The sequence below is a fragment of the Candidatus Omnitrophota bacterium genome, from assembly GCA_030695905.1.
Lineage (GTDB): Bacteria > Omnitrophota > Gorgyraeia > 2-01-FULL-45-10 > 2-01-FULL-45-10 > CAZHPY01.
The window spans coordinates 12,751-34,258 of sequence record JAUYOL010000042.1 but is presented as its reverse complement, the minus strand read 5'-3'; the positions used below and the strand labels follow the sequence as shown (position 1 = coordinate 34,258).

General features: G+C 45.7%; 21 protein-coding genes. All 21 read left to right on the top strand.

The features are described from left to right. Nucleotides 1-2 precede the first annotated feature (2 nt). Nucleotides 3-1,688, top strand: coding sequence for a secretin N-terminal domain-containing protein (locus Q8R38_07230; protein MDP3791817.1), 1,686 nt, complete (start codon nucleotides 3-5; stop codon nucleotides 1,686-1,688). A 171-nt stretch (nucleotides 1,689-1,859) separates the two neighbouring features. Then, the gene (locus Q8R38_07225; GenBank protein MDP3791816.1) at nucleotides 1,860-2,156 is read left to right on the top strand and encodes a TIGR03936 family radical SAM-associated protein; all 297 of its coding nucleotides are present in this window, start codon (nucleotides 1,860-1,862) and stop codon (nucleotides 2,154-2,156) included. Nucleotides 2,157-2,164: 8 nt separating this feature from the next. Then, complete coding sequence (locus Q8R38_07220) at nucleotides 2,165-3,667, top strand: Rne/Rng family ribonuclease (GenBank protein MDP3791815.1); 1,503 nt, start codon at nucleotides 2,165-2,167, stop codon at nucleotides 3,665-3,667. A gap of 897 nt (nucleotides 3,668-4,564) precedes the next feature. Continuing rightward, the gene (gene rplU, locus Q8R38_07215) at nucleotides 4,565-4,885 is read left to right on the top strand and encodes a 50S ribosomal protein L21 (GenBank protein ID MDP3791814.1); all 321 of its coding nucleotides are present in this window, start codon (nucleotides 4,565-4,567) and stop codon (nucleotides 4,883-4,885) included. 7 nt (nucleotides 4,886-4,892) lie between these two features. Further along, entirely contained in the window at nucleotides 4,893-5,126 is a 234-nt protein-coding gene (locus Q8R38_07210; protein MDP3791813.1) for a 50S ribosomal protein L27, read from the top strand. Between the two features lie 21 nt (nucleotides 5,127-5,147). Beyond that, entirely contained in the window at nucleotides 5,148-6,128 is a 981-nt protein-coding gene (gene obgE / locus Q8R38_07205) for a GTPase ObgE (GenBank protein MDP3791812.1), read from the top strand. Further along, nucleotides 6,121-7,209, top strand: coding sequence for a glutamate 5-kinase (gene proB, locus Q8R38_07200; GenBank protein MDP3791811.1), 1,089 nt, complete (start codon nucleotides 6,121-6,123; stop codon nucleotides 7,207-7,209). The genes obgE and proB overlap by 8 nt, the downstream gene beginning before the upstream one ends. Further along, nucleotides 7,206-8,456, top strand: a complete 1,251-nt coding sequence (locus Q8R38_07195) for a glutamate-5-semialdehyde dehydrogenase (protein ID MDP3791810.1) — start codon at nucleotides 7,206-7,208, stop codon at nucleotides 8,454-8,456. Before proB ends, Q8R38_07195 begins: the two co-directional genes overlap by 4 nt. An 8-nt stretch (nucleotides 8,457-8,464) precedes the next feature. After that, complete coding sequence (nadD, locus tag Q8R38_07190) at nucleotides 8,465-9,034, top strand: nicotinate-nucleotide adenylyltransferase (GenBank protein MDP3791809.1); 570 nt, start codon at nucleotides 8,465-8,467, stop codon at nucleotides 9,032-9,034. A gap of 70 nt (nucleotides 9,035-9,104) precedes the next feature. After that, a complete protein-coding gene (locus Q8R38_07185; GenBank protein ID MDP3791808.1) occupies nucleotides 9,105-9,248 on the top strand; it encodes a DUF5679 domain-containing protein in 144 nt (47 codons plus the stop codon). Between the two features lie 34 nt (nucleotides 9,249-9,282). Then, entirely contained in the window at nucleotides 9,283-9,705 is a 423-nt protein-coding gene (gene rsfS, locus Q8R38_07180) for a ribosome silencing factor (GenBank protein MDP3791807.1), read from the top strand. 77 nt (nucleotides 9,706-9,782) lie between these two features. Then, nucleotides 9,783-11,465, top strand: a complete 1,683-nt coding sequence (argS, locus tag Q8R38_07175; GenBank protein MDP3791806.1) for an arginine--tRNA ligase — start codon at nucleotides 9,783-9,785, stop codon at nucleotides 11,463-11,465. 3 nt (nucleotides 11,466-11,468) lie between these two features. Beyond that, a complete protein-coding gene (gene mfd, locus Q8R38_07170; protein MDP3791805.1) occupies nucleotides 11,469-13,367 on the top strand; it encodes a transcription-repair coupling factor in 1,899 nt (632 codons plus the stop codon). A 16-nt stretch (nucleotides 13,368-13,383) separates the two neighbouring features. Further along, on the top strand, nucleotides 13,384-14,280 hold the full coding sequence (locus Q8R38_07165; protein ID MDP3791804.1) for a peptidyl-prolyl cis-trans isomerase: 897 nt from the start codon (nucleotides 13,384-13,386) through the stop codon (nucleotides 14,278-14,280). Between the two features lie 7 nt (nucleotides 14,281-14,287). Then, nucleotides 14,288-15,256 carry a peptidylprolyl isomerase gene (locus tag Q8R38_07160; protein ID MDP3791803.1) on the top strand — a complete coding sequence of 323 codons (969 nt, stop codon included), beginning with the start codon at nucleotides 14,288-14,290 and terminating at the stop codon, nucleotides 15,254-15,256. Further along, entirely contained in the window at nucleotides 15,243-16,199 is a 957-nt protein-coding gene (pdxA, locus tag Q8R38_07155; GenBank protein ID MDP3791802.1) for a 4-hydroxythreonine-4-phosphate dehydrogenase PdxA, read from the top strand. Before Q8R38_07160 ends, pdxA begins: the two co-directional genes overlap by 14 nt. Nucleotide 16,200: 1 nt before the next feature. Further along, nucleotides 16,201-17,040, top strand: coding sequence for a 16S rRNA (adenine(1518)-N(6)/adenine(1519)-N(6))-dimethyltransferase RsmA (gene rsmA, locus Q8R38_07150; protein ID MDP3791801.1), 840 nt, complete (start codon nucleotides 16,201-16,203; stop codon nucleotides 17,038-17,040). Between the two features lie 36 nt (nucleotides 17,041-17,076). Next, complete coding sequence (gene gatC / locus Q8R38_07145; GenBank protein MDP3791800.1) at nucleotides 17,077-17,373, top strand: Asp-tRNA(Asn)/Glu-tRNA(Gln) amidotransferase subunit GatC; 297 nt, start codon at nucleotides 17,077-17,079, stop codon at nucleotides 17,371-17,373. Beyond that, on the top strand, nucleotides 17,374-18,789 hold the full coding sequence (gene gatA / locus Q8R38_07140; protein ID MDP3791799.1) for an Asp-tRNA(Asn)/Glu-tRNA(Gln) amidotransferase subunit GatA: 1,416 nt from the start codon (nucleotides 17,374-17,376) through the stop codon (nucleotides 18,787-18,789). Next, on the top strand, nucleotides 18,786-20,222 hold the full coding sequence (gene gatB, locus Q8R38_07135) for an Asp-tRNA(Asn)/Glu-tRNA(Gln) amidotransferase subunit GatB (GenBank protein MDP3791798.1): 1,437 nt from the start codon (nucleotides 18,786-18,788) through the stop codon (nucleotides 20,220-20,222). Before gatA ends, gatB begins: the two co-directional genes overlap by 4 nt. A gap of 2 nt (nucleotides 20,223-20,224) precedes the next feature. Beyond that, entirely contained in the window at nucleotides 20,225-21,505 is a 1,281-nt protein-coding gene (locus tag Q8R38_07130; protein MDP3791797.1) for a S41 family peptidase, read from the top strand. The last annotated feature ends 3 nt before the right edge of the window (nucleotides 21,506-21,508 follow it).

Below are 21,508 nucleotides of genomic sequence, written 5' to 3'. Positions count from 1 at the left end.
AGATGAAGAAGACGGCTTCAATTGTTTTAATCGCGTTATTTATTGTCAATATTTCCCTGGCAGAGGATAAGGTCCTGTCTACACAGGAGTCTGCTGTAAAGGCCCAGCAGCAGCCGCAGGCGCCGGTTGAGCAGCCCAAGGCCCAAGCGCAGTCACAAAGTGATGCTGTGCAGAAGCCTGTTGTCGAAGAAGTCAAGCCTGCCGTGCCGGCACAGGAGGAGCAGGCCATCATCGATCCCGGTAACGTGACGGTGAATTTTAAAGGCGCCGATGTAAGGACTGTGCTTGCCTACATCTCCGAAGTATCTGGTGTTGATATAGTAGCCGCTCCCGACGTCAAAGGCATAATAGATTTGAAGCTTACCAATAAGCCCTGGAAGGTGGCGCTTGATATAATAACCAGAAATTACGGCTTCGCTTACGAAAGAGAAGGCGATATAATACGCGTGGTAACGCTCGATAAATTGAAACAGGAAGAGGTTGTGACGCAGACATTCGCTTTGAATTACGGCAAAGCAAAAGATGTGGTAGCTGCTATAAAAAAGATTGTCGGCAGTAAGGGCAAGGTAAAATATGACGACAGGACAAACATAATAGTAGTTACAGATATTCCTACAAACGTTTACAAGATAGGTGAGATAATCCAGAAGTTGGATAAAGAGACCGATCAGGTTTTGATAGAAGCGCGTGTTATTGAAACCGTTTTGGGCGATGATGAAAAACTTGGCATAGACTGGAATATAAAGTTTGAAGTCAGCGGAGCCAAAAGGCCTATTACCGCTCCGTTTAATTATTTTGGCGCGGGGACAGGGCTTAAATGGCTTGACCAATATTCGCCTTTAGTGCAGACCGGAAATACAGCTACTGCCGTGACAGCGGGTGGCACCACGACCACAACCACACCTGCGGCCTATCCGGGCGGGCCGGGGTCTCTTACTCCTCCGCCAGCTACCGGCTATGCCAAAGGGTTCCCATTTGTGGACTATTCCCAGGATCTATTTAAGGACACATTCAGGTTCGGCACGCTCGATTTTTCACAATTTCAGGCCGTGCTGGAATTATTAAAACAGCGCTCCGATACCGAGGTCGTTTCAAACCCGCGCATAGCCACTCTCGACAATACCGAGGCCAATATTCTCGTCGGGCAGACTTTGAATATGCCAAAGTATGAAAGAAACGCGATAACAGGCAAGATGGAGATTACCGGTTATGAAGCGAAAGATCTCGGGGTAAAATTAAAAGTCACGCCGCATATAAACGAAAATGGTCAGATAGTCGTGGATGTCATTCCGGAAATAAGCGACCTTGTTAAGTATGACACTATAGACGCGGCAAATGGTATTGTCGCGCCGGTCTTCGCTTCGAGACAGGCGAATACAAAGGTCATGATAAGAAATAATGATACGATATTTATCGGCGGCCTTATAAAAGAGAATGTAGTTGACGTTAAAAAGCCGATCCCGTTTTTAGGGGATATGCTCGGCGATGTGCCTTTTATAGGTTTGCTTGTATGCAAGAAAGAGAAAACAAAGCAGAAGACAGAATTGATATTTTTCGTGACGGTCCGGCTCATTAAAAGAGGCGTCGACCTGCCGGATGTCCCATTGGCAAGCAGGACGTATGTGCCTAACTATAACCTGACACAGGAAGAGTGGCAGAAGACCGTCAAGAAGAGAAGAGTAAATTAGGTTTTGGCGGTTTTTGGTTTGGCAGGATAAGATTTTAAGTGCCGGTGCCGGACAAGATGGTACCGGCGATAGTATTTTCCCGCCTGTAGTATGATATCTGTATGGCGGCGGGACCCCGCCGCAAATCAAGCAGTGCATTATAGGCGGGGATGATCATGACAGGTAAATTACATGAAATTGAACGCGATATTTTCGAAGACCGGCGACATGCGCTTTATTTCTCATCTGGACCTGATGAGATTATTCGGTAGAGCGTTGCGCAGGGCCGGCCTTCCAGTGGCGATAACGCAAGGTTTTAGCCCGCATTTAAAGATAAGCATTTCAAGGGCGTTGAAATTAGGAGTAGAGAGTGAGTCCGAAGAATTGGTAGTAGATATGTCCGAAAGAATCCCCGCGGATATAATCAGGCAGTCCCTGAATAATAAATTGCCGGCAGGGGTCAGGATAAAAGAGATTAAGGAGTTTTAAGAAAATATATGCCAAAAGAAATATATATTAATGTCGACCACAATGAAAAGAGGCTGGTCGTCATCGACAACAAAAAGGTAGAAGATTACAACGTCGAGGGGCAGAATTCGGTAAACCTCGTCGGTAATATTTATAAAGGTAAAGTCGAGTCCGTGCTTCCGGGCATAGACGCGGCGTTTGTTAATATCGGTCTTGAGAAGAACGGCTTTCTCTATGTTTCGGATGTTGAAAAAGACGCTTCGAATTTTGACAGGCTTCTCGACGAAGAGGCCGGCATATTCCCGGAGAAGAAAGAAGAGAAGAAGCAGTCCATAGCCGCGGTATTAAAAAAAGGCGACGAAGTGCTCGTTCAGATAGTAAAAGAGCCCATAAGCACAAAGGGCGCGCGTCTTACCACTCATATATCTATTCCCGGCAGATTCCTTGTATTGATGCCGTTCGATAACCGTATAGGCATATCGAAGAGGATAGAGGACCACAAGGAACGTGACAGGATCCGCAAGATCATAGAAGAGCTGAAGCTGCCCCAGGACGTAGGCTTTATCGTAAGGACGGCCGCTATAGGCGCGAGTCAGAAGGATTTTTTCCGCGAGACCCGCTATTTGATAAGGCTATGGCAGAATATAAAGCATAGGGCAAAAAAAGCAAAGCCGATGCAGATAATACATGCGGAGTATGACATGGTCTTAAGGGTTGCCCGCGATATGTTTACCGAAGATGTTATAAAGCTTGAGATAGACTCGAAGAATGATTTCAGGAGAATATCGAGATTTCTCGCGATGACGTCACCCCAGCTAAGATCTCGCCTGAAATTTTATAAGGAGAGAGTCCCTCTATTCGAAAAGTATGACATAGAGAAGCATATAGAGAAGATATATTCAAGAATAGTCCATCTTAAAAGCGGCGGATATTTGGTGTTTGATGAGACCGAAAGCCTGGTGGCGATAGATGTAAACTCCGGAAAGTCCGTAGGGCATAAGAATCTGGAAGAGACCGCTTTTAAGACAAATCTTGAGGCGGCCAACGAGGTTCCCAGGCAGCTAAAACTGCGTGACATAGGCGGCATCATAATAATAGATTTTATTGATATGGAATTTTCAGGCCACAGGAAAGCTATATCCAAGGCCCTGGAGGCAGCTCTTGAGAACGACAAGGCAAAGACCAAAATACTTAATATTTCAAGCATAGGTTTGGTTGAAATGACCAGGCAGCGCGCAAGGCGCAGCGTGGAGGGCAAGAGCTATCAGAAGTGCCCATATTGTAGTGGCCGCGGCACGATAAAATCCGCGGCAACGGTTGCGGCCAACCTGACAAGGCAGCTGGCGCGCGTCTTAGCGCAGACAAGGGCAAGGGAGATATTCGTATCGCTTCACCCCACCGTGGCCTCATATGTATCCACACCCGATAAGAACATGATAAAACCGCTTGAAAGGCGTTTCCACAAGTATATCCGTATAATCGAGGACCCAAACCAGCACATGGAAGAAGTGCGTATCGACGAGAAGAGGTAAGCTCGCAGCGGCCCCTGAGGAATGGGTTACCTTGCGGGATCCAAACCTAAGCCTACAGTTACGGTCAGCACAAGCCACCTAAATAAGTATGTAAGATAGTCATGTATAGGTGGCAGGAAAAATGTTACCCTTCACTTCGTTCCGGGTCGGTCTTTTGTTCAGGATAAAAACGGGGGCCTGCGGAACTCGGCCCCTAAACGGGGCCTCGGACATCCTCGGCCCTTTTTAACCGTTTTTCGTCATCACAAAAGACCTAACATTTTTATTGTGCTTCCCATAACCGCAGGCTTAGGTTTATTATCAACTCGTACCGCATAAAACTTCCCTGTCTCATTATGGATATCAATTGCGGGTGACGCTTTGAGGATTTTTGGATATTAGGCGAGCATGGTGTATAGGGAATAGGCCGCCGCTTAGCCTGCCTACCGGCAGGCACTCGCCGCTTTATTGAACCCACCCTCAAGGCTTATCCCTCGCCACCCGTAAAGATTTTCAGCTCAATACCCCATCCCTCGGGGACCATATAGATATGGGAGAAAATTTTATTACTACATGTCGCAGGCGGAACTTTGGCGGTCTAGCCTGGAGCGACTGTTAAAAATTTTGATACCTTAGGGCGATTTAGAACGGCCGGACAAACTGCGCCAGCGTTCAAATGTTGGCAGGTTGGACGGCCATCAAAATTTTTCCACAGTCCCGCCATATGCCTAATATGGCGGGACGGCAAGCGGAAGGCGACCGCCAAAGTAACCGCCTGCATGAGAAGGAGAAATCTTTTAGTTGGCTTGTACTGACCGTAACTGTAGGCTTGGGTTAAAAAGAGGGGCCCCCTTGAAACGCTTGACGAATTAGGGCGGTTGTGATATAGTATACCGCCTAACTACAAGGAGAAATGCAATGTACGCTGTAATTGAGACAGGTTCAAAACAATACAAAGTAGCCAAAGATGACATAATTTTGGTAGAGAAACTTGATGTTAAGCAAGGTAGCCCGGTAAAGCTTGACAAGGTACTGATTGCCAAGGAAGGCAACACTGTTCACGTCGGGACGCCGTACCTAAAAGGTGCGCATGTTACCTGTGAATTTCTTGGCTTTGTCAGAGGCGACAAGTTGATCGCTTTTAAGTACAAGAAGCGTAAATCAGAAAAGAAGAAGATAGGCCATCGCCAGGATCTTTTGAGGCTTAGGGTAAAATCGATAGATATAAAGGAAGGGTGAGGATACAATGGCACATGTAGTTAATGGCCGCGACGGCCAGCCAAAGAAACTTGGTGTTAAAAAATTCAAAGGCCAGACGGTCAAAGCCGGCAATATAATTCTTAAGCAGAGGGGTATGAGTTTCAAAGCAGGCGCGAACGTTGGCGTTGCGACAGATCACACACTTTTTGCTCTTGTTGACGGCCGTGTTGAGTTCGATCCCAGAAGGATCGTAAGCGTTATATTATCGAAGAAGTCTTGATCTAAAAGCGGATAGGAACAAGTGTTCGTAGACGAGGCCAAAATCTATATCAAAGCCGGAGACGGCGGCGATGGATGTAATTCTCTGTTTCGCGACAGGTCATGCAGATATGGCCGGCCTGACGGCGGAGAAGGCGGCAAGGGCGCAGATATCGTCTTCGTGGCAGACCAGAATATTCACACACTCTTAGATTTTCAGTACCGTCAGCACTTCCAGGCCGATTCCGGCCTTCACGGAAGCTCCAATCATAAAAAAGGAAGATACGGCGAGGACCTTCGCATAAAAGTGCCGCCAGGGACGATAATAAAGGACGCTCCAAGCGGCCTTGTAATGCGTGAACTGGTGCACGTCGGCGACCATGTAATTATCGCTAAAGGCGGGTCTGGCGGCAGGGGCAACTCCCGCCATAGGGAAGCCTCCCCCGGCGCTTTAGGTGAAGAAAAGACGGTAATTCTCGAGTTAAAACTTATCGCGGACGCAGGTATCGTAGGTTACCCAAACGCGGGGAAGTCCACGCTCATATCAAAAATATCAAGCGCCAGGCCAAAGATAGCCAATTACCCATTTACAACTAAAGCCCCTGTATTAGGTGTTGTAAAAATTCATGAAGACGCCAGCCTCGTAGTCGCGGAGATCCCGGGATTGATAGAAGGCGCTCACCTGGGCAAGGGGTTGGGTGACAGATTTCTAAGACATGTGGAAAGAACGAAAGTGCTGATACGCCTGATCGATGTAGCCGGAAGCGAATGCAGGGATCCGTATAAGGATTATATAAATTTAAACAAAGAACTTAGGTTGTACAGCAAAGAACTTATAAAGAAACCGCAATTTATAGCGTTAAATAAATCAGATATTGAAGGGGCGGCGGATAATATAAAGAAGTTCAAAAAACATATACGCGGCGTTAAGGTATTCCCGATATCCGCGGTTACCGGTGAAGGCGTCAAGGAATTGTTGGCTGCCGTGTATAAAAAGGTTAAATCGTTAAAAAAAGATGGCTAAAGATAAGATAGTAGTGATAAAGATAGGCACAAAAGTCATAGCCTCGTCGGACAAGACTCTGGACAAGGATAAGCTGAAAGATGTTATCGGCCAGATCTCCGATATTCTTGATAAGGGCTTTCGCGTGATAGTTGTGACTTCCGGAGCCATAGGCGCGGGCATGGGTCTTTTAGGTTTAAAGAAGAGGCCTGTAAAATTATCCCAACTGCAGGCTACGGCTTCCATCGGCCAGGGCCACCTTATGCAATTATACAGCGGATATTTCAAAGAGCGAGGATATCTCGTAGGACAAATTCTGCTTACACAGGAAGATTTTAACGATAGAGTCAGATACCTCAACATAAAATACACCATACAGACTCTTCTTGATCACAAAGCAGTCCCTGTCATAAATGAAAATGATACTATATCCACCGAAGAGATAAAGTGCGGAGACAATGACAGGCTGTCGAGCCTGGTCGGCGATCTTTGCCATGCGAATATGCTCATACTTTTGACCGATGTGGGCGGACTGCTGGACGAGAAGTGCAATGTTATAAACTTTGTGGATGAGATCACGCCAAGAATATTGAAGCTTACCAGGTCGAGCCAGTGCGAGCTTGGCACAGGCGGCATGGCGTCGAAGCTTGACGCGATAAGAAAGGCGGCCGCGTCCGGCATAGAGTGTGTCATTGCTAACGGCAAAACCAAAAATATACTTGTGGATATAATCGACGGCAAGAGTGTCGGGACAAAATTTAAGGCCTCGGTCTCCAAATTGCTCGCGAAGAAGCGATGGATAGCTTTTTCTTCTAAGGCCAAGGGCGCAATAGTTGTTGATTCAGGCGCCAAAGAGGCGTTGTTGCATAAAGACAAGAGCCTTCTGGCTTCCGGTATAGTCGAAGTCGACGGGAATTTTACCGCCGGAGATGTGGTAAAGGTGACTGATAAGACATTCAGAGAATTTGCCAAAGGGCTGGCCAACTATTCGTCGTCGGAGCTTTTAAAGATAAAGGGATTGAAGACCGGCGAAATAAAGAGCGTATTAGGGTATAAAGGCGCGGATGAAGTTATACACAAGGACAATCTGGCGATAATATGATAGCGGACATAAAAAATATATGCATTAAAGCTAAAGACGCTTCCCGTAAGCTTGCCTTGATGGACTCCGTATCGAAAGAAAAGATCCTGCGGTCGATGGCGGGCGCTTTAAAGAAAAATATCCATTACATTATAGAAGAAAATGAAAAAGATATCAGGGCAGCCGAAAAGTCCGGACTTTCCGATGCGATGATAGACAGGCTGGAACTTGACGAAAAACGTCTGAAGAACATATCGGATTCGCTTATCGAGATATCCAGGCTTGAAGATCCCGTAGCCGAAGTATTTGAGACGAGGAAGAGGCCGAATGGTCTTTTGATAAAAAAAGTAAGAGTCCCGATAGGTGTCGTATTGATAATATACGAATCCCGTCCTAATGTAACGAGTGACTGCGTGGGTCTGTGCCTTAAGTCGGGCAATGCCTGCGTATTAAGAGGCGGAAGCGAAGCTATAAATTCGAATACCGCCATCTTTGATATTTTAAACAAAGAGGGACTTGCGCAGGGTATGCCCGAAGGCGCGATAACGATGATAAAGGATACGGACAGAAGTATTATCAATGACCTGCTTGTCCAGGAAGGGCTGATAGACCTTGTAATACCCAGGGGAGGCGAGTCGCTTATAAGAGAAGTTACCAAGAATTCAAAGATCCCGGTCATGAAACATTATAAAGGCGTGTGTCATACATATGTCGATGATTCCGCTAATCTGGAGATGGCCTATGATATATGTTTTAACGCGAAAGTGCAGCGGCCCGGTGTATGCAACTCCATGGAGACTATGCTCGTCAGTAAAAAGATAGCGGCAAAATTTTTGCCGGAGATGATACGAAGATTTAGGGATGCCGGCGTAGAGATACGCGGATGCGATGAAACAAAGAAGATATCCGGTGATGTAAAGAAAGCGACCGAAGAGGACTGGCATACAGAGTATTCGGATCTGATACTATCGGTCAGGATCGTTGGGGGCGTGGACGAAGCGATAGCGCATATAATGAAGTACGGCTCATACCATTCCGACGCGATAGTTACCAAAACCAAGCAGAATGCCGAAAAGTTCTTGAGCCAGGTTGATTCGGCCTGTGTGTATGTAAATGCATCCACGCGTTTTACCGACGGAGGCGAGTTTGGCAAGGGCGCCGAGATAGGCATATCTACGGATAAGATACACGCACGCGGGCCCGTAGGCGTCGAAGAGCTGACTTCGTATAAATATATAATATACGGCAAGGGGCAGGTAAGGAGTTAGGTGCGGATATGCGAATAGGAATACTTGGCGGGACGTTCAATCCGATACATATAGGGCATCTGATATTGGCCGAAGAGGCCTATTTTAAGCTTAAGCTCGACAAGCTGATATTCGTGCCGGCGTTTATCCCTCCGCATAAAGATACGAATGAAGTGATAAGCGCCAGGGATAGGCTGGCGATGGTAAAGCTCGCCATAGAGGATAATCCGGCGTTTGACGTGTCAACATATGAGGTGGATTCAAAGAAAAAATCATATTCTATAGATACTCTTAAAGAGTTCCGCTCTATCTATGGAGACGAGGCCCAACTATGCTTTATTACCGGCTCCGATTCGCTTAAGGACCTTTTTTCATGGAAGAATATAAATGATATATTCAAAATATCAAAGTTTATAGTGGCCAATAGGCCCGGTTATCCCATTAAAGATATACCGAAGGAGGCGGATACCGTGGTAATAACGCCTATAGAGGTATCCAGCGAGGATATAAGAAAACGCCTAAAGGAGCACAGATCTATAAGGTATCTTGTTCCGGATAAAGTAAGAAAATATATACTCGATAACAAACTTTATCGGTAATGCCCTTGACCGGGCACATTTTGTAGTGTATAATTTTAAGCAAATTATAATATATGGGGAGGTGATTTGAATGGCAGAGATAGGGTATTGCGTAAAGTGCAAGTCCAAGAAAGAGATGAAGGACACATCTAAGGTTGTAATGAAGAACAAGCGTCAGGCAATGAAGGGCAAATGCACCACTTGCGGCACCGGAATGTATAAGATAATGAAGTAAGTAGTACCTTCATTGTAGAAAGAGGTGAAGTTTTATAGAATCCAAGTCTAAGGCCTTGGCCATTGCCCGGGCCGCTTCGGACAAGAAGGCGCTCGATATATTGATGTTGGACATGAGGAAGATACCGAGCGTCTGTGACTATTTTGTAATCGCAAGCGGTACATCCACCACGCAGGTCAGGGCTATATCAGATAGCATAATCGAGAAGCTGAAGCTGGAGGGCGAACGTGTATGGCATACAGAAGGAGAGCGCGAAGCCCTCTGGATACTCCTTGATTACGGCGATGTTGTAGTCCATATATTTCAGGAAGATACCAGGCGTTTCTATGAGCTTGAGAAGTTATGGGGCGATGTTCCCGTAAAGAAGTTTAAGGAAAAGACTCATAAGGTCAGGCGCTCTCGCAAGAAGACCCGCACTACTACCAGAGTCACCAGTAAGAAGAAAAAGAAGCGCTAAAACAAATTTTAAGACGAGATTGTTCCTTAAATAGCTTGGGAGCAATCTCGTCTTTTAGAATCGATAGTGGGTATACTATGTATTACGGCGGTATCGAAAGAGAGATAATATCTTTTATAGAGTCATCGGTTAAGAGTGTCTTAAAAGACGCTGGCAAGCCTTTAAGCCGCCCCGAAGACGTTATCCCCCAGCTGGAAATCCCCAAGGAAAAATCGCACGGCGATATATCCACAAATATCGCGATGAAGTCATCAAAACTCGCGGCAATGCCTCCGATAAAATTCGCCCAGCTTATTTCAGATAAGATGAATGAAACTATTTCCGGATCGTCTCTTAAAGACAGCGTTGAGAAGATAGAGGTGAAAGCTCCGGGATTTATAAATTTATTCCTTAGCAAAGCATATTTATATAAAGTGGTTCTTGATATACAGCGCGAGAAGAATAGTTACGGCAGAATAAGCCTGTGCCGCAGTAAAAAGATGCAGGTGGAATTTGTAAGCGCCAATCCTACGGGCCCTCTTACCATAGCGCATGGCAGGCAGGCGGCGATAGGTGACTCTCTTGCCAGGATACTTGCGTTCGTCGGGTGCAATGTAAAAAAAGAGTATTACGTCAATGACGAAGGCACGCAGATGAATATTCTGGGGAATTCGATAAGGGTAAGATATCGTGAACTATTGGGCAAGATCGAGGAATTTCCGCAGGATGGATACAAAGGGGCTTATGTAACCGATATAGCGAAAGATTTCAGAAAAAGATATGGCGATAAATTTTCAGACGAAACCGACATAGCGCCATTTCGCGAATTTGGCCTTAAATGGATATTGAACGGCATAAAAAAGGACCTAAAAGATTTTGGCGTGGAGTTTGATCTTTGGTATAGTCAGAAATCCTTGAGAAAGTCAGGCAAGATAGATAAGGCGCTTAAGGCTATAGAGGGCAAGGGTTATATATTTAAGCAGGAAGGCGCTACGTGGTTCCGTTCCACCGATTTTGGCGATGATAAGGATAGAGTGGTAGTAAAATCGGATGGGTCGTACACCTATCTGGCGCCCGACATATCCTATCATCTTGATAAGTACAGAAGGGGCTTTAAGAAGATAATAGATATATGGGGGCCGGACCACCATGGCTATATACCGCGTATAACTGCCGCGGTGCAGGCGCTTGGATATGAAAAGAGCTCTCTTTCGGTGCTGATAGCTCAGCTCGCGACATTATACAGGGCAGGCAAAGTCGTGCCGATGTCTACGAGGGCCGGAGAATTCATAACATTGCGCGAAGTGATGGACGAAGTAGGCAAGGACGCGGGACGGTTCTGTTTTATAATGAGGCGGATTTCGAGCCATCTGGATTTTGACCTGGAAAAGGCAAAAGAGCAGTCGATGGAAAACCCTGTCTATTATATACAATACGCGCACGCCAGGATATGGTCCATACTGGACTTTAGTAAAAGCGCGAAGCTGGCTTCAAGATACGATTCCAGCGCCCTGAAAGAGGAAGAAGAGCTCGATCTGTTAAGGATGCTGCGGCAGTTTCCCCTTATAGTATCTTTAAGCGCGGACGCGCTTGAGCCGTATATAGTTTTGCAGTATCTGCAGGATCTCGCTAAAGCATTTCATTCTTTTTATACCAAGCACAGAGTGGTCTGTGATGACCCGGTGTTATCAAAGGCGCGGCTCGTGCTTATCGATTGCGTCAGAATGATACTGGCGAACGGCCTTAATCTTTTAGGAGTGTCCCTACCCAAAAAGATGTAATTAATGTTCGATACCATAAGGATATACCTCAAAGAAGAAGTAGATCTTGAGAAGCTCTCGCTTAATCTTGTCGAATATGGATATCGCGCATGTAAACGCGTTTCAGAAGAAGGCGACTTCGCTCTTCTGGGCGATACAATTTCGATATACCCGCTCACTTTCGCCTATCCGCTAAGAATAGAACTCGAAGGCTCATCGGTAAAAAGAATCCGCTCGCTCGATCCCGTTACATATGACCCCATAGAAGACCATCAAGCCGCGATAATACTTCCTATAAAAGGAATAGCGAAGAAGAAGCTGCAGAAAAGGCTCATCGAATCCGGTGAAGAGAGCCCTATAGATAATTTTGTCGATATAGAATCGGGTGATTACGTCGTCCATATAGATCATGGCGTCGGCGTATACAAAGGCATCGAAAGGGTAAAGATAGATAAGAAATACGTCGAGCATTATGTTGTGGAGTACGCCGACGGTGATAAATTATATGTTCCTTATGAAGATCTTAATAAAATACAGAAGTATGTAGGCTTTGAAAGAAAACCGCCGAAGCTTTATAAGCTGGGTTCGAAGCTGTGGAAGAGCGTAAAAGAGCGCGCGAAGGAGGGCGTAAACAAAGTCGCGCTGGAACTTTTGGAGTTGCAGGTAAAGCGTTCCGAAGCCGTAGGCTTTAAATATTCACCGGATAAGGAATGGCAGAAGGATTTTGAGAAAGAATTTCCTTATAAAGAGACGCCGGACCAGGCTCGATCCGCCGCGGAAGTTAAGCGGGATATGGAATCCTCGAAGCCTATGGACCGCTTATTGTGCGGCGACGTCGGATACGGGAAGACAGAGGTGGCGCTGCGCGCGGCATTTAAAGCGGTGATGGACAATAAGCAGGTCGCTATACTCGTCCCGACGACAATTTTAGCGGAACAGCACTATAATACATTTTCTACCAGAATGAAAAAATATCCGGTGAGAGTCGAGATGCTCTCCCGTTTCAAGACGAAGTCGCAGCAGGAAGAGATAATAGAGGGCATCGCCAAGGGCGCCGTAGATGTAGTTATAGGCACGCACCGTCTTGTGTCGGGAGATATTAAGTTTAAGGACCTCGGTCTTGTGGTTATAGACGAGGAGCAGCGTTTCGGCGTGCGGCACAAAGAGTATTTAAAGAGCCTGCGCTTAAGCACAGATGTGCTTACGTTGACGGCAACGCCTATACCCAGGACATTATATCTGGCTCTTATGGGAGGCCGTGATATATCCATTATAAATACGCCGCCTTCGGACAGGCTCCCGGTAGAGACCTACGTAACTTATTATGACGATAATTTGATAAAGAACGCCATGCTGAAAGAAAAGAACAGGTCGGGTCAGATATTTTTTGTGCATAACAGGATAGAGGATATTGAGAAGATAGCGAAAAAAATATCCGAACTTGTGCCTCAGATAAAGATAGCCGTGGCGCACGGAAGGATGCATGAGAAGTCACTCGAAGAGACGATGATGAAATTTATGACAGGCCAGATAGACTGCCTTATTTCCACCACGATAATAGAGTCCGGCATAGACATTCCCAACGCTAATACCCTTATAATAAACAGGGCAGATATGTTCGGCCTGGCGGACCTATACCAATTAAGAGGCCGCGTCGGACGTTTTTCACGCGGGGCATACGCGTACCTTCTAATACCCAAACAATTTGTTCTCACATCCGATTCCCAGAAGAGGCTGCAGGCTATAATGAAGTTTAAAGAGCTGGGTTCCGGTTTTAAACTCGCCATGGAGGATCTCGAATTAAGAGGTGCCGGCAACCTTTTGGGAATGGAACAGAGCGGATACATCTATTCTGTGGGATTCGATCTCTATTGCAGGTTATTGAAAAGCGCGATAGAAAGCTATAGGTCAAAGAAAAGTTGAAAAGAACTCTTTTTATATGATACAATATATCAAAATTATGAATACGAAAATTTTTATAGTACTCTTGATAGTATTCTCGCCGGCATTTCTGGCAGGATGTGATTCAAGGCCTTCGGGGCAGGATAAGATTCTGGTCACTGTAGGAAATAAATTCATCACTTTAAACGATTTTAAGCAGAAGCTCTCCAAGCTCCCTTCTTATTACCAGGGCATGGCCCAAAAGAATAAAAAGACTTTGCTCGATGATATGGTGGTGGAGTCCCTCTTTCTTGAAGACGCCGTAAGAAAAGGCGTGGATAAAGACAAGGAAGTGCGTGAGATACTTGAAGAAGCCAGGAAGAAGATAGTCATAGCGAAATTTGTTAAGATGGAAGTAGATGACAAGATAAAGATTTCCGAAGAGGAAATGAAGAATTATTACGAAGATCATAAGGATGAATTTAAGAAGCCCGAGATGTGGCGAGCGTCGCATATCCTCGTGGCAAGCGAAGGTGAGGCAAAGAATATTTTATCGGCGCTTTCAGGCGGCAAAGGTTTTCAGGAACTCGCTATGGAAAAATCCATTGACGCGACAGCTTCCAGGGGGGGCGATGTAGGATATTTTAGAAAAGGGCAGGTTACGCCGGAGTTTGAGAGCGCGTGCCTTGAGCTTAAAGTCGGACAGATAAGCCCCATAATCCGCACGCAGTTCGGTTATCATATAATAAAACTGACGGATATAAAGCCCGAAACTATCCAGTCTTTCGAAGAGGCGAGGCCGGTGATCGAAAATGAGCTTAAGATGGGCAAACGCAACGAAACCTTCGATAAATTGGTGATAGACCTTAAGAATAAATATCGCGTCCGAGTAGAGGACGACGCGGTGAAGGCCATGGAAGCTATCAACTCGAAAAAAGAAGATCAGCGGAAATAATTAAATTATGAAAAGATATCTACAGATAGCGGCCTTAATTTTAGCATGCACGTTTTTTATAAATCTGCCGGACAGCGCGAAAGCCGCGGTTGTGGATAAAATTGTCGTAGTTGTCAATAGTGAGATCATAACGCAGCGCGAAATAGACATAATGCTTTCGCCGGTATACGCGCAGTACAGGACGATGTATAAAGGCGAAGAACTTATAAGAAGGCTCGAAGAAGTCCGCGAAGGTATTATAAAACAGCTTATAGAAGACAGGCTTATCTTTAGCGAGGCAAAAAAAGCCAATATAACTGTCGAAGAAAAAGAGATTAATGTCAGAATAGAAGAGATACAGAGAAAAATAGGCAGCGAAAAAGAGCTCGAAGATATGCTGAATCAGCAGAATCTTACATTAAACGAGCTTCGCGCGAGATATAAAGAAAAGATAATGATTCGAAAATTGATAGACCAGAAAGTGGGAGCCAGGATCATAATCACCCCGCTGGAGGTAAAGAACTATTATAGTGAAAATAAGGATCAATTTTTGCAGTCGGAAGAGATACAGTTAAGGCAGATATTGATAAAACCCAAACAACAGGATAAAGCCAGCCAGGACGAGGCGTTGAGAATTACCCGCGAAATCGTGAAGAGAATTCAAGATGGATGCGATTTTGCCGGGTTAGCCAAGGAGTATTCCAGCGGGCCCGCTACGGAATCGGGCGGGCTAATGGGGTATGTGAAAAAAGGCGATCTGATGCCGCAGATAGAAGAGATAGCGTTCAACCTTAAAGACGGCGAAACGTCCGGTATCATCCAGACGCCGCTGGGATATCATCTCTTTAAAGTCGAACAGAGAAAATTTCGCAGAACCAAAGAATTGTCCGAGGTCCGTCAGGAAATCGAAGAATATCTTTATCGCCAGAAAGCCGACCAGAGGCTTAGAGGCTGGATAGACTCGCTCGCCAAGAATGCCTACATTGAGTTCAAATAAGAGCCGCGTCATCATAACTATGGGTGATCCCTCCGGCGTAGGGCCGGAAGTCCTGGTCAAAGCCCTTTGCGACAAAGAACTGTGCCGCGCGGCGCATATCACGGTAATAGGCGATTATTTCATAATAAACAGAGTAAAAAAAGATCTGAAACTGAATCCTGAATTTTCCCTCGTGGACCTTTCCAATGTTCCCCAAAATAATTTCTGTTACGGCAAAGAGTCTCCGTCTTTTGGTAAGGCATCGATAGAATATGTGGATAGAGCGCTGGATATTTTGAAAAAAGGCGACGCCGACTGTCTGGTCACAGCGCCGGTAAACAAATCATCCGTCCGCGATGGAGGTATAAAAAATTTTGAAGGGCACACAGAGTATATAGCGCAAAAGACATCTTCAAAAGATTTCTCGATGATGTTTGTGGGGAAAAAATTAAAAGTCTCGCTGGTTACAAGGCACGTGGCGCTGAAGGATGTCGCAGGCTCCGTCAATATCGACAATGTATATAGAACCATAATTCTTACCGCGGATTGCCTAAGAAGATTTTTTGGCGTGGAAAATCCGAGAATAGGCGTAGCGGGCTTGAATCCGCATGCCGGAGATAATGGCTTATTCGGCGACGAAGAGGCTAAAAAAATAGTTCCCGCGATAAAGAAGGCTTTAGAATATGTCAAAGCTCTTTACGGGCCAATACCCGCCGACGCGATATTCCATGAAGCGTTGAATGGAAAGTTCGACGCGGTCATTTCGATGTACCATGATCAGGCATTGGCGCCGTTCAAGATGCTATATTTTAATGACGGTGTCAACCTGACTTTAGGGCTTCCATTTGTGAGGACATCTCCCGACCACGGCACCGCATTTGATATAGCCGGTAAAGGTATCGCCGAAGCCACATCCATGCGGGAAGCGATAAAGCTGGCCGATATCCTTTCCAAGAAGAAATAAGATGCTTACACAATCCCAACTAAAAACTATCTTTTTAAAATATAACTTCGCGCCCCTAAAGAGGCTGGGCGAGAACTATCTTATAGACGCTAATGTGAAGGATAAGATAGTGGCGCAGGCAGGTGTCGGCAAGGATGATATTGTTTTAGAAATAGGCCCCGGTTTTGGCGCGCTTACTATAGATTTAGCGGCGACAGGCGCCAGGGTATTTGCGGTAGAAAAAGACAAAAAAGCGTATTCTATTTTTTCGGATATGGTCCGCGACGAATTTCCGAATATTAAATTGTTCAATGAAGATATATTGGATTTTGACATAAAGCAAAAAATAGCGCCCGCAAAACACATGAAAGTCATTGGTAATCTCCCATATTACGTGACAACCCCTATAATAGAATACCTGATAGAAAATAGAATGTTTATGGAATCCGCGTTGATCGTTGTGCAGAAGGAAGTGGCCAACCGGTTTATCGCGTCCGCCGGCACCCAGGGTTATGGCTCGATAAGCTGTTTCGTCCAATATTACATGAAAGTTTCATATATTCACACAATAAAAAGCAGCGCTTTTTATCCTGAGCCGGAAGTCGATTCGAGCCTTGTGCGGTTCGATATTTTGGATGAGCCTTCGGTAAAAGTGGCCGACGAAGGGCTGCTTTTCAAGATAATAAGAGGCGCCTTCAATCAAAGGCGGAAGACTATCATGAATTCACTCTCCAGAGAAGCTGTTTTAGACATCTCTAAAGAGGATTTGGCCAAGATTTTAGATAAAGTCGGCATAGATCCGCTATCACGGCCGGAAGACTTGAGTCTAAGCGCATTCGCGAATTTGACAAACGCTATATAGTGTGATAACTTATATCATAATAGGGACTTACATTAAATGAGTATAGATAAAAAAGACGTATTGCATGTCGCGCTTCTTTCCCGCCTGAAATTAGACGAGAAGGACCTGGATATCTATTCTAAACAGCTCGCCTCAATATTATCATATATAAGCAAATTAAATGAAATAGATACTAATAATGTCCACCCTACAAGCCATCCGTTGACCACGCTCAAAAATGTCTTCAGAAGCGATGTATTAAAAAAGTCTCTTGAGGCAGAAGAAGCGCTTAAAAACGCGCCTTCTAAAGAGGGAGATTCTTTTAAGGTTCCCCAAGTCATAGAGGGTAAATAGATGAGCGACCTCTTTCGTCTGACAGCCCACGAATTGGCCGAGAAGAGTATCAAATCGGCGGATATCCTCAATTCCGTATTTGAAAGAATAGACAGTATAGACAAAGATGTCAAAGCGTTTGTTCTGGTGAATAAAAATGCGGATCCTAAGAACAAAACCGGTAAATTGGCGGGAATACCAGTCCTTGTAAAAGATAATATCTGCGTTAAGGACGAAGATATGACATGCGGTTCGAAAATATTAAAAGGTTTTAAGCCGCCATACGACGCCACAGTCACAAAAAAACTTAAGTCCGAAGGCGCGGTGCTTATAGGCAAAGCCAATATGGATGAATTCGCGTTCGGCTCGTCCTGTGAAACCTCATGTTATGGCGCCACAAAGAACCCATGGGATCTTAAAAGAATACCCGGTGGTTCGAGCGGAGGCTCCGCCGCCGCGATAGCGGCTGACGAGACGATATTGGCGCTTGGGTCAGATACCGGCGGGTCTATAAGACAGCCCGCAAGTCTGTGCGGTGTAGTAGGGCTCAAGCCCACATATGGCAGGGTTTCGAGATATGGATTGATAGCATTCGCGTCCAGTCTTGATCAGATAGGCCCCATTACCAAGGATGTTTTGGACGCCGCGCTTATGCTTAACGTAATAGCCGGATATGACGAAATGGATTCCACGTCTGTCGACATGCCCGTGCCTGACTACACGAAATTTTTAACAAAAGATGTAAAGGGGCTGCGCATAGGTGTTCCGAAGGAATATTTTATAGAGGGTATCGACAAAGAGGTGGAGGCGAGCGTAAGGAAATCCATAGATCTTTTAAAGGACCTGGGCGCAGAAGTCGTGCAGATATCATTGCCCCATACCCAGTATGCCGTAAGCACATACTATATCGTCGCGCCGGCTGAAGCCAGTTCCAACCTCGCGCGCTTCGACGGAGTCCAGTATGGTTTAAGAGCCGAAGGCGCGAATGACCTTATAGACATGTATATAAAGACCCGGTCAGAAGGATTCGGCAATGAGGCAAAGAGAAGGATACTCTTAGGCACTTATTGTCTTTCAACCGGTTACTATGACGCTTACTATCTAAAAGCCCAGAAGGTCAGGACGAAGATAAAAGAGGACTTTGATAACGCGTTTAAAATTTGTGACTGTATAATAACTCCGACATCTCCTACGCCCGCCTTTAAGATAGGCGAGAAGACTGACGACCCCTTGAGCATGTATTTATCTGACATATTTACGATATCCGCGAATCTCGCGGGCCTTCCCGCGATATCTATTCCCTGCGGGTTTTCAAAAAATAATCTGCCCATAGGGCTTCACATCTTAGCGAAGCCGTTTGACGAGGAGACTATATTCAGGGTTGCCTATACTTTTGAGCAGAATACAGACTATCATACCAAGAGGCCAAAGATATGAGCGCGGCATACGAAACAGTGGTAGGGCTGGAGGTCCATCTGCAGCTTGCTACCGAGACAAAGGCGTTTTGCGGATGTTCTACAAAGTTTGGCCAGAGGCCGAATAGCCAGACGTGCCCCGTATGCCTTGGATTTCCGGGCTCGCTGCCCGTCTTAAATGAAAAGGCTTTCTTTTACGCGATAAAAGTAGCTCTCGCGCTTAATTGCAAAATACAGAATATTATAAAGTTCGACAGAAAAAACTATTATTATCCGGATCTACCGAAAAATTTCCAGATATCTCAATATGATATGCCTTTATCGTATGACGGCTTTGTCGATATAAACTCCGGCGGCGCCAGAAAAAGGATAAAGATAAAAAGGGTCCATCTTGAAGAAGACGCGGGCAAGCTTGTTCATCCGGCCAAGGCAAATTACAGCCTCGTGGATTTTAACAGGTCCGGAATGCCGCTGCTGGAAATAGTTACCGAGCCGGATATAAGCTCCCCGCAGGAAGCGTATGACTATTTAACCGCGCTAAAGGCCATATTGCAGTATCTTAAAGTAAGCGATTGCGATATGGAGAAAGGCAGCCTGCGCTGCGACGCCAATATATCGTTAAAGAAAAAAGAAGACGAAAAACTCGGCGTAAAGGTCGAGATAAAGAATATGAACTCTTTCAGGTGGGTAAGAGAGGGGCTGCAATACGAAGTCCAGAGGCAGACATCCGCGCTGGGAGCTAAAGAAAGAATATTCCAGGAGACGAGGTTGTGGGACGCCCAGAAGCTCGTCACCATCTCGATGCGTTCCAAGGAAGAGGCGCAGGATTACAGATATTTTCCCGAACCTGACTTGGTCCCATTTGTGGTAGATAAGAAGGTCATCGAAGATATGCGCAACTCGCTTCCGGAGCTTCCGCAGGCAAGGGCGAAAAGGTTTGTAGAATCCTACGGCATGACAGAGTACGACGCAGGTGTGCTTACCAGTGACAGCTCTATAGCCGATTATTTCGAAGAGTGTGTGAAAAACTACGCAAATAAAAAAGCGGTTGCCAATTGGATAATAGGGGATATCATGGCAGCGATGAACCTTAAAAATGTATCTATTTCGGAATTGGCCGTGGCGCCGGCTGCTTTGGTGGAGTTGCTAAAGATGATCGATAGCCAGGCGATAAGCGGCAAAATGGCCAAGGATGTTTTACTTGAGATGATCGAGACCAAGTCGATGCCGCAGGATATAGTCAGGTCGAAAGGCCTGTCGCAGATAAGCGACAAAGGGTCCCTGGAGAATGCGATAAAAGAGGTGCTCACCACCAACGAGAAGTCGGTGAATGACTACAAGGGCGGCAAAAAGACCGCGTTAACGTATCTTGTCGGGCAAGTCATGAAACAGACTAAGGGCAAGGCAAATCCGGCACTTGTCAATCAAATGCTGAAAGAACATTTGGGGGAATAGACATGTTAAAAAGACTGAAGATCCCTTTATTGGCGCTGGCGCTTATTTTAACAACTTCCCTGGTTATGGGAGGTTATGATGCCCAGAAGGCAGGCAAAGCGCAGTCCAAAGACGATCTCTATAGCCAGATAGAGCTGTTTAGCGACGCGATAAGCGCGATCCGCAGTGACTATGTCACAGAAGTAGATTCCAAAAAAATGATATACGGCTCGTTGAAAGGGATGCTCTCTTCGCTGGATGACTTCAGCGCGTTTCTTGATCCGGATGAATATAAAGAGATATCTGTCGAGACTAAAGGAGAGTTTGGAGGCATAGGAGTTGAAATAGTCCTAAGAGACGGCATCATCACTATAATAACTCCGATAGCCGGAACACCCGCTGACAGCGCTGGCCTGAAACCCCAGGATAAGATTGTCAGGATAAATGGCAAGACTACGAAGAATATAACATTGAACGACGCGGTAAAGATGATGCGCGGAGAGCCGGGGACCTCGCTTACACTGACGATATGGAGGGAAAAAGAAGAGAAGGTCCTGGATGTCCCGATAAAACGCGCAGTGATAAACGTGACGAGCGTCAAAGACGCGTATTTATTGGAGGACAAAATAGGCTATATAAGGCTTATCGAATTTCAGCAGAAAGCTGCCCGTGAGCTGGAAGACAACTTGAAAAAACTCGAAGGCCAGGGTATGGACGCGCTGATATTGGACTTGAGAAATAATCCCGGAGGGCTTTTAGATTCCGCGATAGAGATATCGGAGAAATTTCTTCCGAAGGACCATACAATAGTTTCTACTAAGAGTAAGAATCAGTCGCAGAACACGATATTTAAATCAAAGGGCCAGTCCCAGCATCCGCAGTATCCTATAATAGTTCTTGTCAATGAAGGTTCCGCCAGCGCTTCCGAGATAGTTGCCGGCGCATTGAGAGATAATAAGCGCGCTATACTTCTCGGGGCCAAGACATTCGGCAAGGGCTCGGTGCAGACCGTGATACCGTTAAAGGACGGATCCGCGTTGAGGCTTACGACAGCGTCCTATTATACGCCAAGCGGCAAGAGCATAATGAACGAAGGGGTTGCACCCGATGTTGTCGTAGAACAGGAAGAGTTGAAAGATAAGAAAAAATCTCCTACGGATATATTTGAAAAGATAGAAGAAGACAAGGATGTAAAGAAGGTTGGGAAGACAGGAAAGCCTAAAGAGATAATAGAGCGCGACAATCAACTGCAGTCGGCGCTGAATCTTTTGAAGGCAATAAAGGTTTACAAGGCGCAATCTTAAAAT

Coding starts and splice junctions, on each gene's coding strand:
- Q8R38_07230 (MDP3791817.1), top strand. CDS start 3: ATGAAGAAGACGGCTTCAATTGTTTTAATCGCGTTATTTATTGTCAAT.
- Q8R38_07225 (MDP3791816.1), top strand. CDS start 1,860: ATGAAATTGAACGCGATATTTTCGAAGACCGGCGACATGCGCTTTATT.
- Q8R38_07220 (MDP3791815.1), top strand. CDS start 2,165: ATGCCAAAAGAAATATATATTAATGTCGACCACAATGAAAAGAGGCTG.
- rplU (MDP3791814.1), top strand. CDS start 4,565: ATGTACGCTGTAATTGAGACAGGTTCAAAACAATACAAAGTAGCCAAA.
- Q8R38_07210 (MDP3791813.1), top strand. CDS start 4,893: ATGGCACATGTAGTTAATGGCCGCGACGGCCAGCCAAAGAAACTTGGT.
- proB (MDP3791811.1), top strand. CDS start 6,121: ATGGCTAAAGATAAGATAGTAGTGATAAAGATAGGCACAAAAGTCATA.
- Q8R38_07195 (MDP3791810.1), top strand. CDS start 7,206: ATGATAGCGGACATAAAAAATATATGCATTAAAGCTAAAGACGCTTCC.
- nadD (MDP3791809.1), top strand. CDS start 8,465: ATGCGAATAGGAATACTTGGCGGGACGTTCAATCCGATACATATAGGG.
- Q8R38_07185 (MDP3791808.1), top strand. CDS start 9,105: ATGGCAGAGATAGGGTATTGCGTAAAGTGCAAGTCCAAGAAAGAGATG.
- argS (MDP3791806.1), top strand. CDS start 9,783: ATGTATTACGGCGGTATCGAAAGAGAGATAATATCTTTTATAGAGTCA.
- mfd (MDP3791805.1), top strand. CDS start 11,469: ATGTTCGATACCATAAGGATATACCTCAAAGAAGAAGTAGATCTTGAG.
- Q8R38_07165 (MDP3791804.1), top strand. CDS start 13,384: ATGATACAATATATCAAAATTATGAATACGAAAATTTTTATAGTACTC.
- Q8R38_07160 (MDP3791803.1), top strand. CDS start 14,288: ATGAAAAGATATCTACAGATAGCGGCCTTAATTTTAGCATGCACGTTT.
- rsmA (MDP3791801.1), top strand. CDS start 16,201: ATGCTTACACAATCCCAACTAAAAACTATCTTTTTAAAATATAACTTC.
- gatC (MDP3791800.1), top strand. CDS start 17,077: ATGAGTATAGATAAAAAAGACGTATTGCATGTCGCGCTTCTTTCCCGC.
- gatA (MDP3791799.1), top strand. CDS start 17,374: ATGAGCGACCTCTTTCGTCTGACAGCCCACGAATTGGCCGAGAAGAGT.
- gatB (MDP3791798.1), top strand. CDS start 18,786: ATGAGCGCGGCATACGAAACAGTGGTAGGGCTGGAGGTCCATCTGCAG.
- Q8R38_07130 (MDP3791797.1), top strand. CDS start 20,225: ATGTTAAAAAGACTGAAGATCCCTTTATTGGCGCTGGCGCTTATTTTA.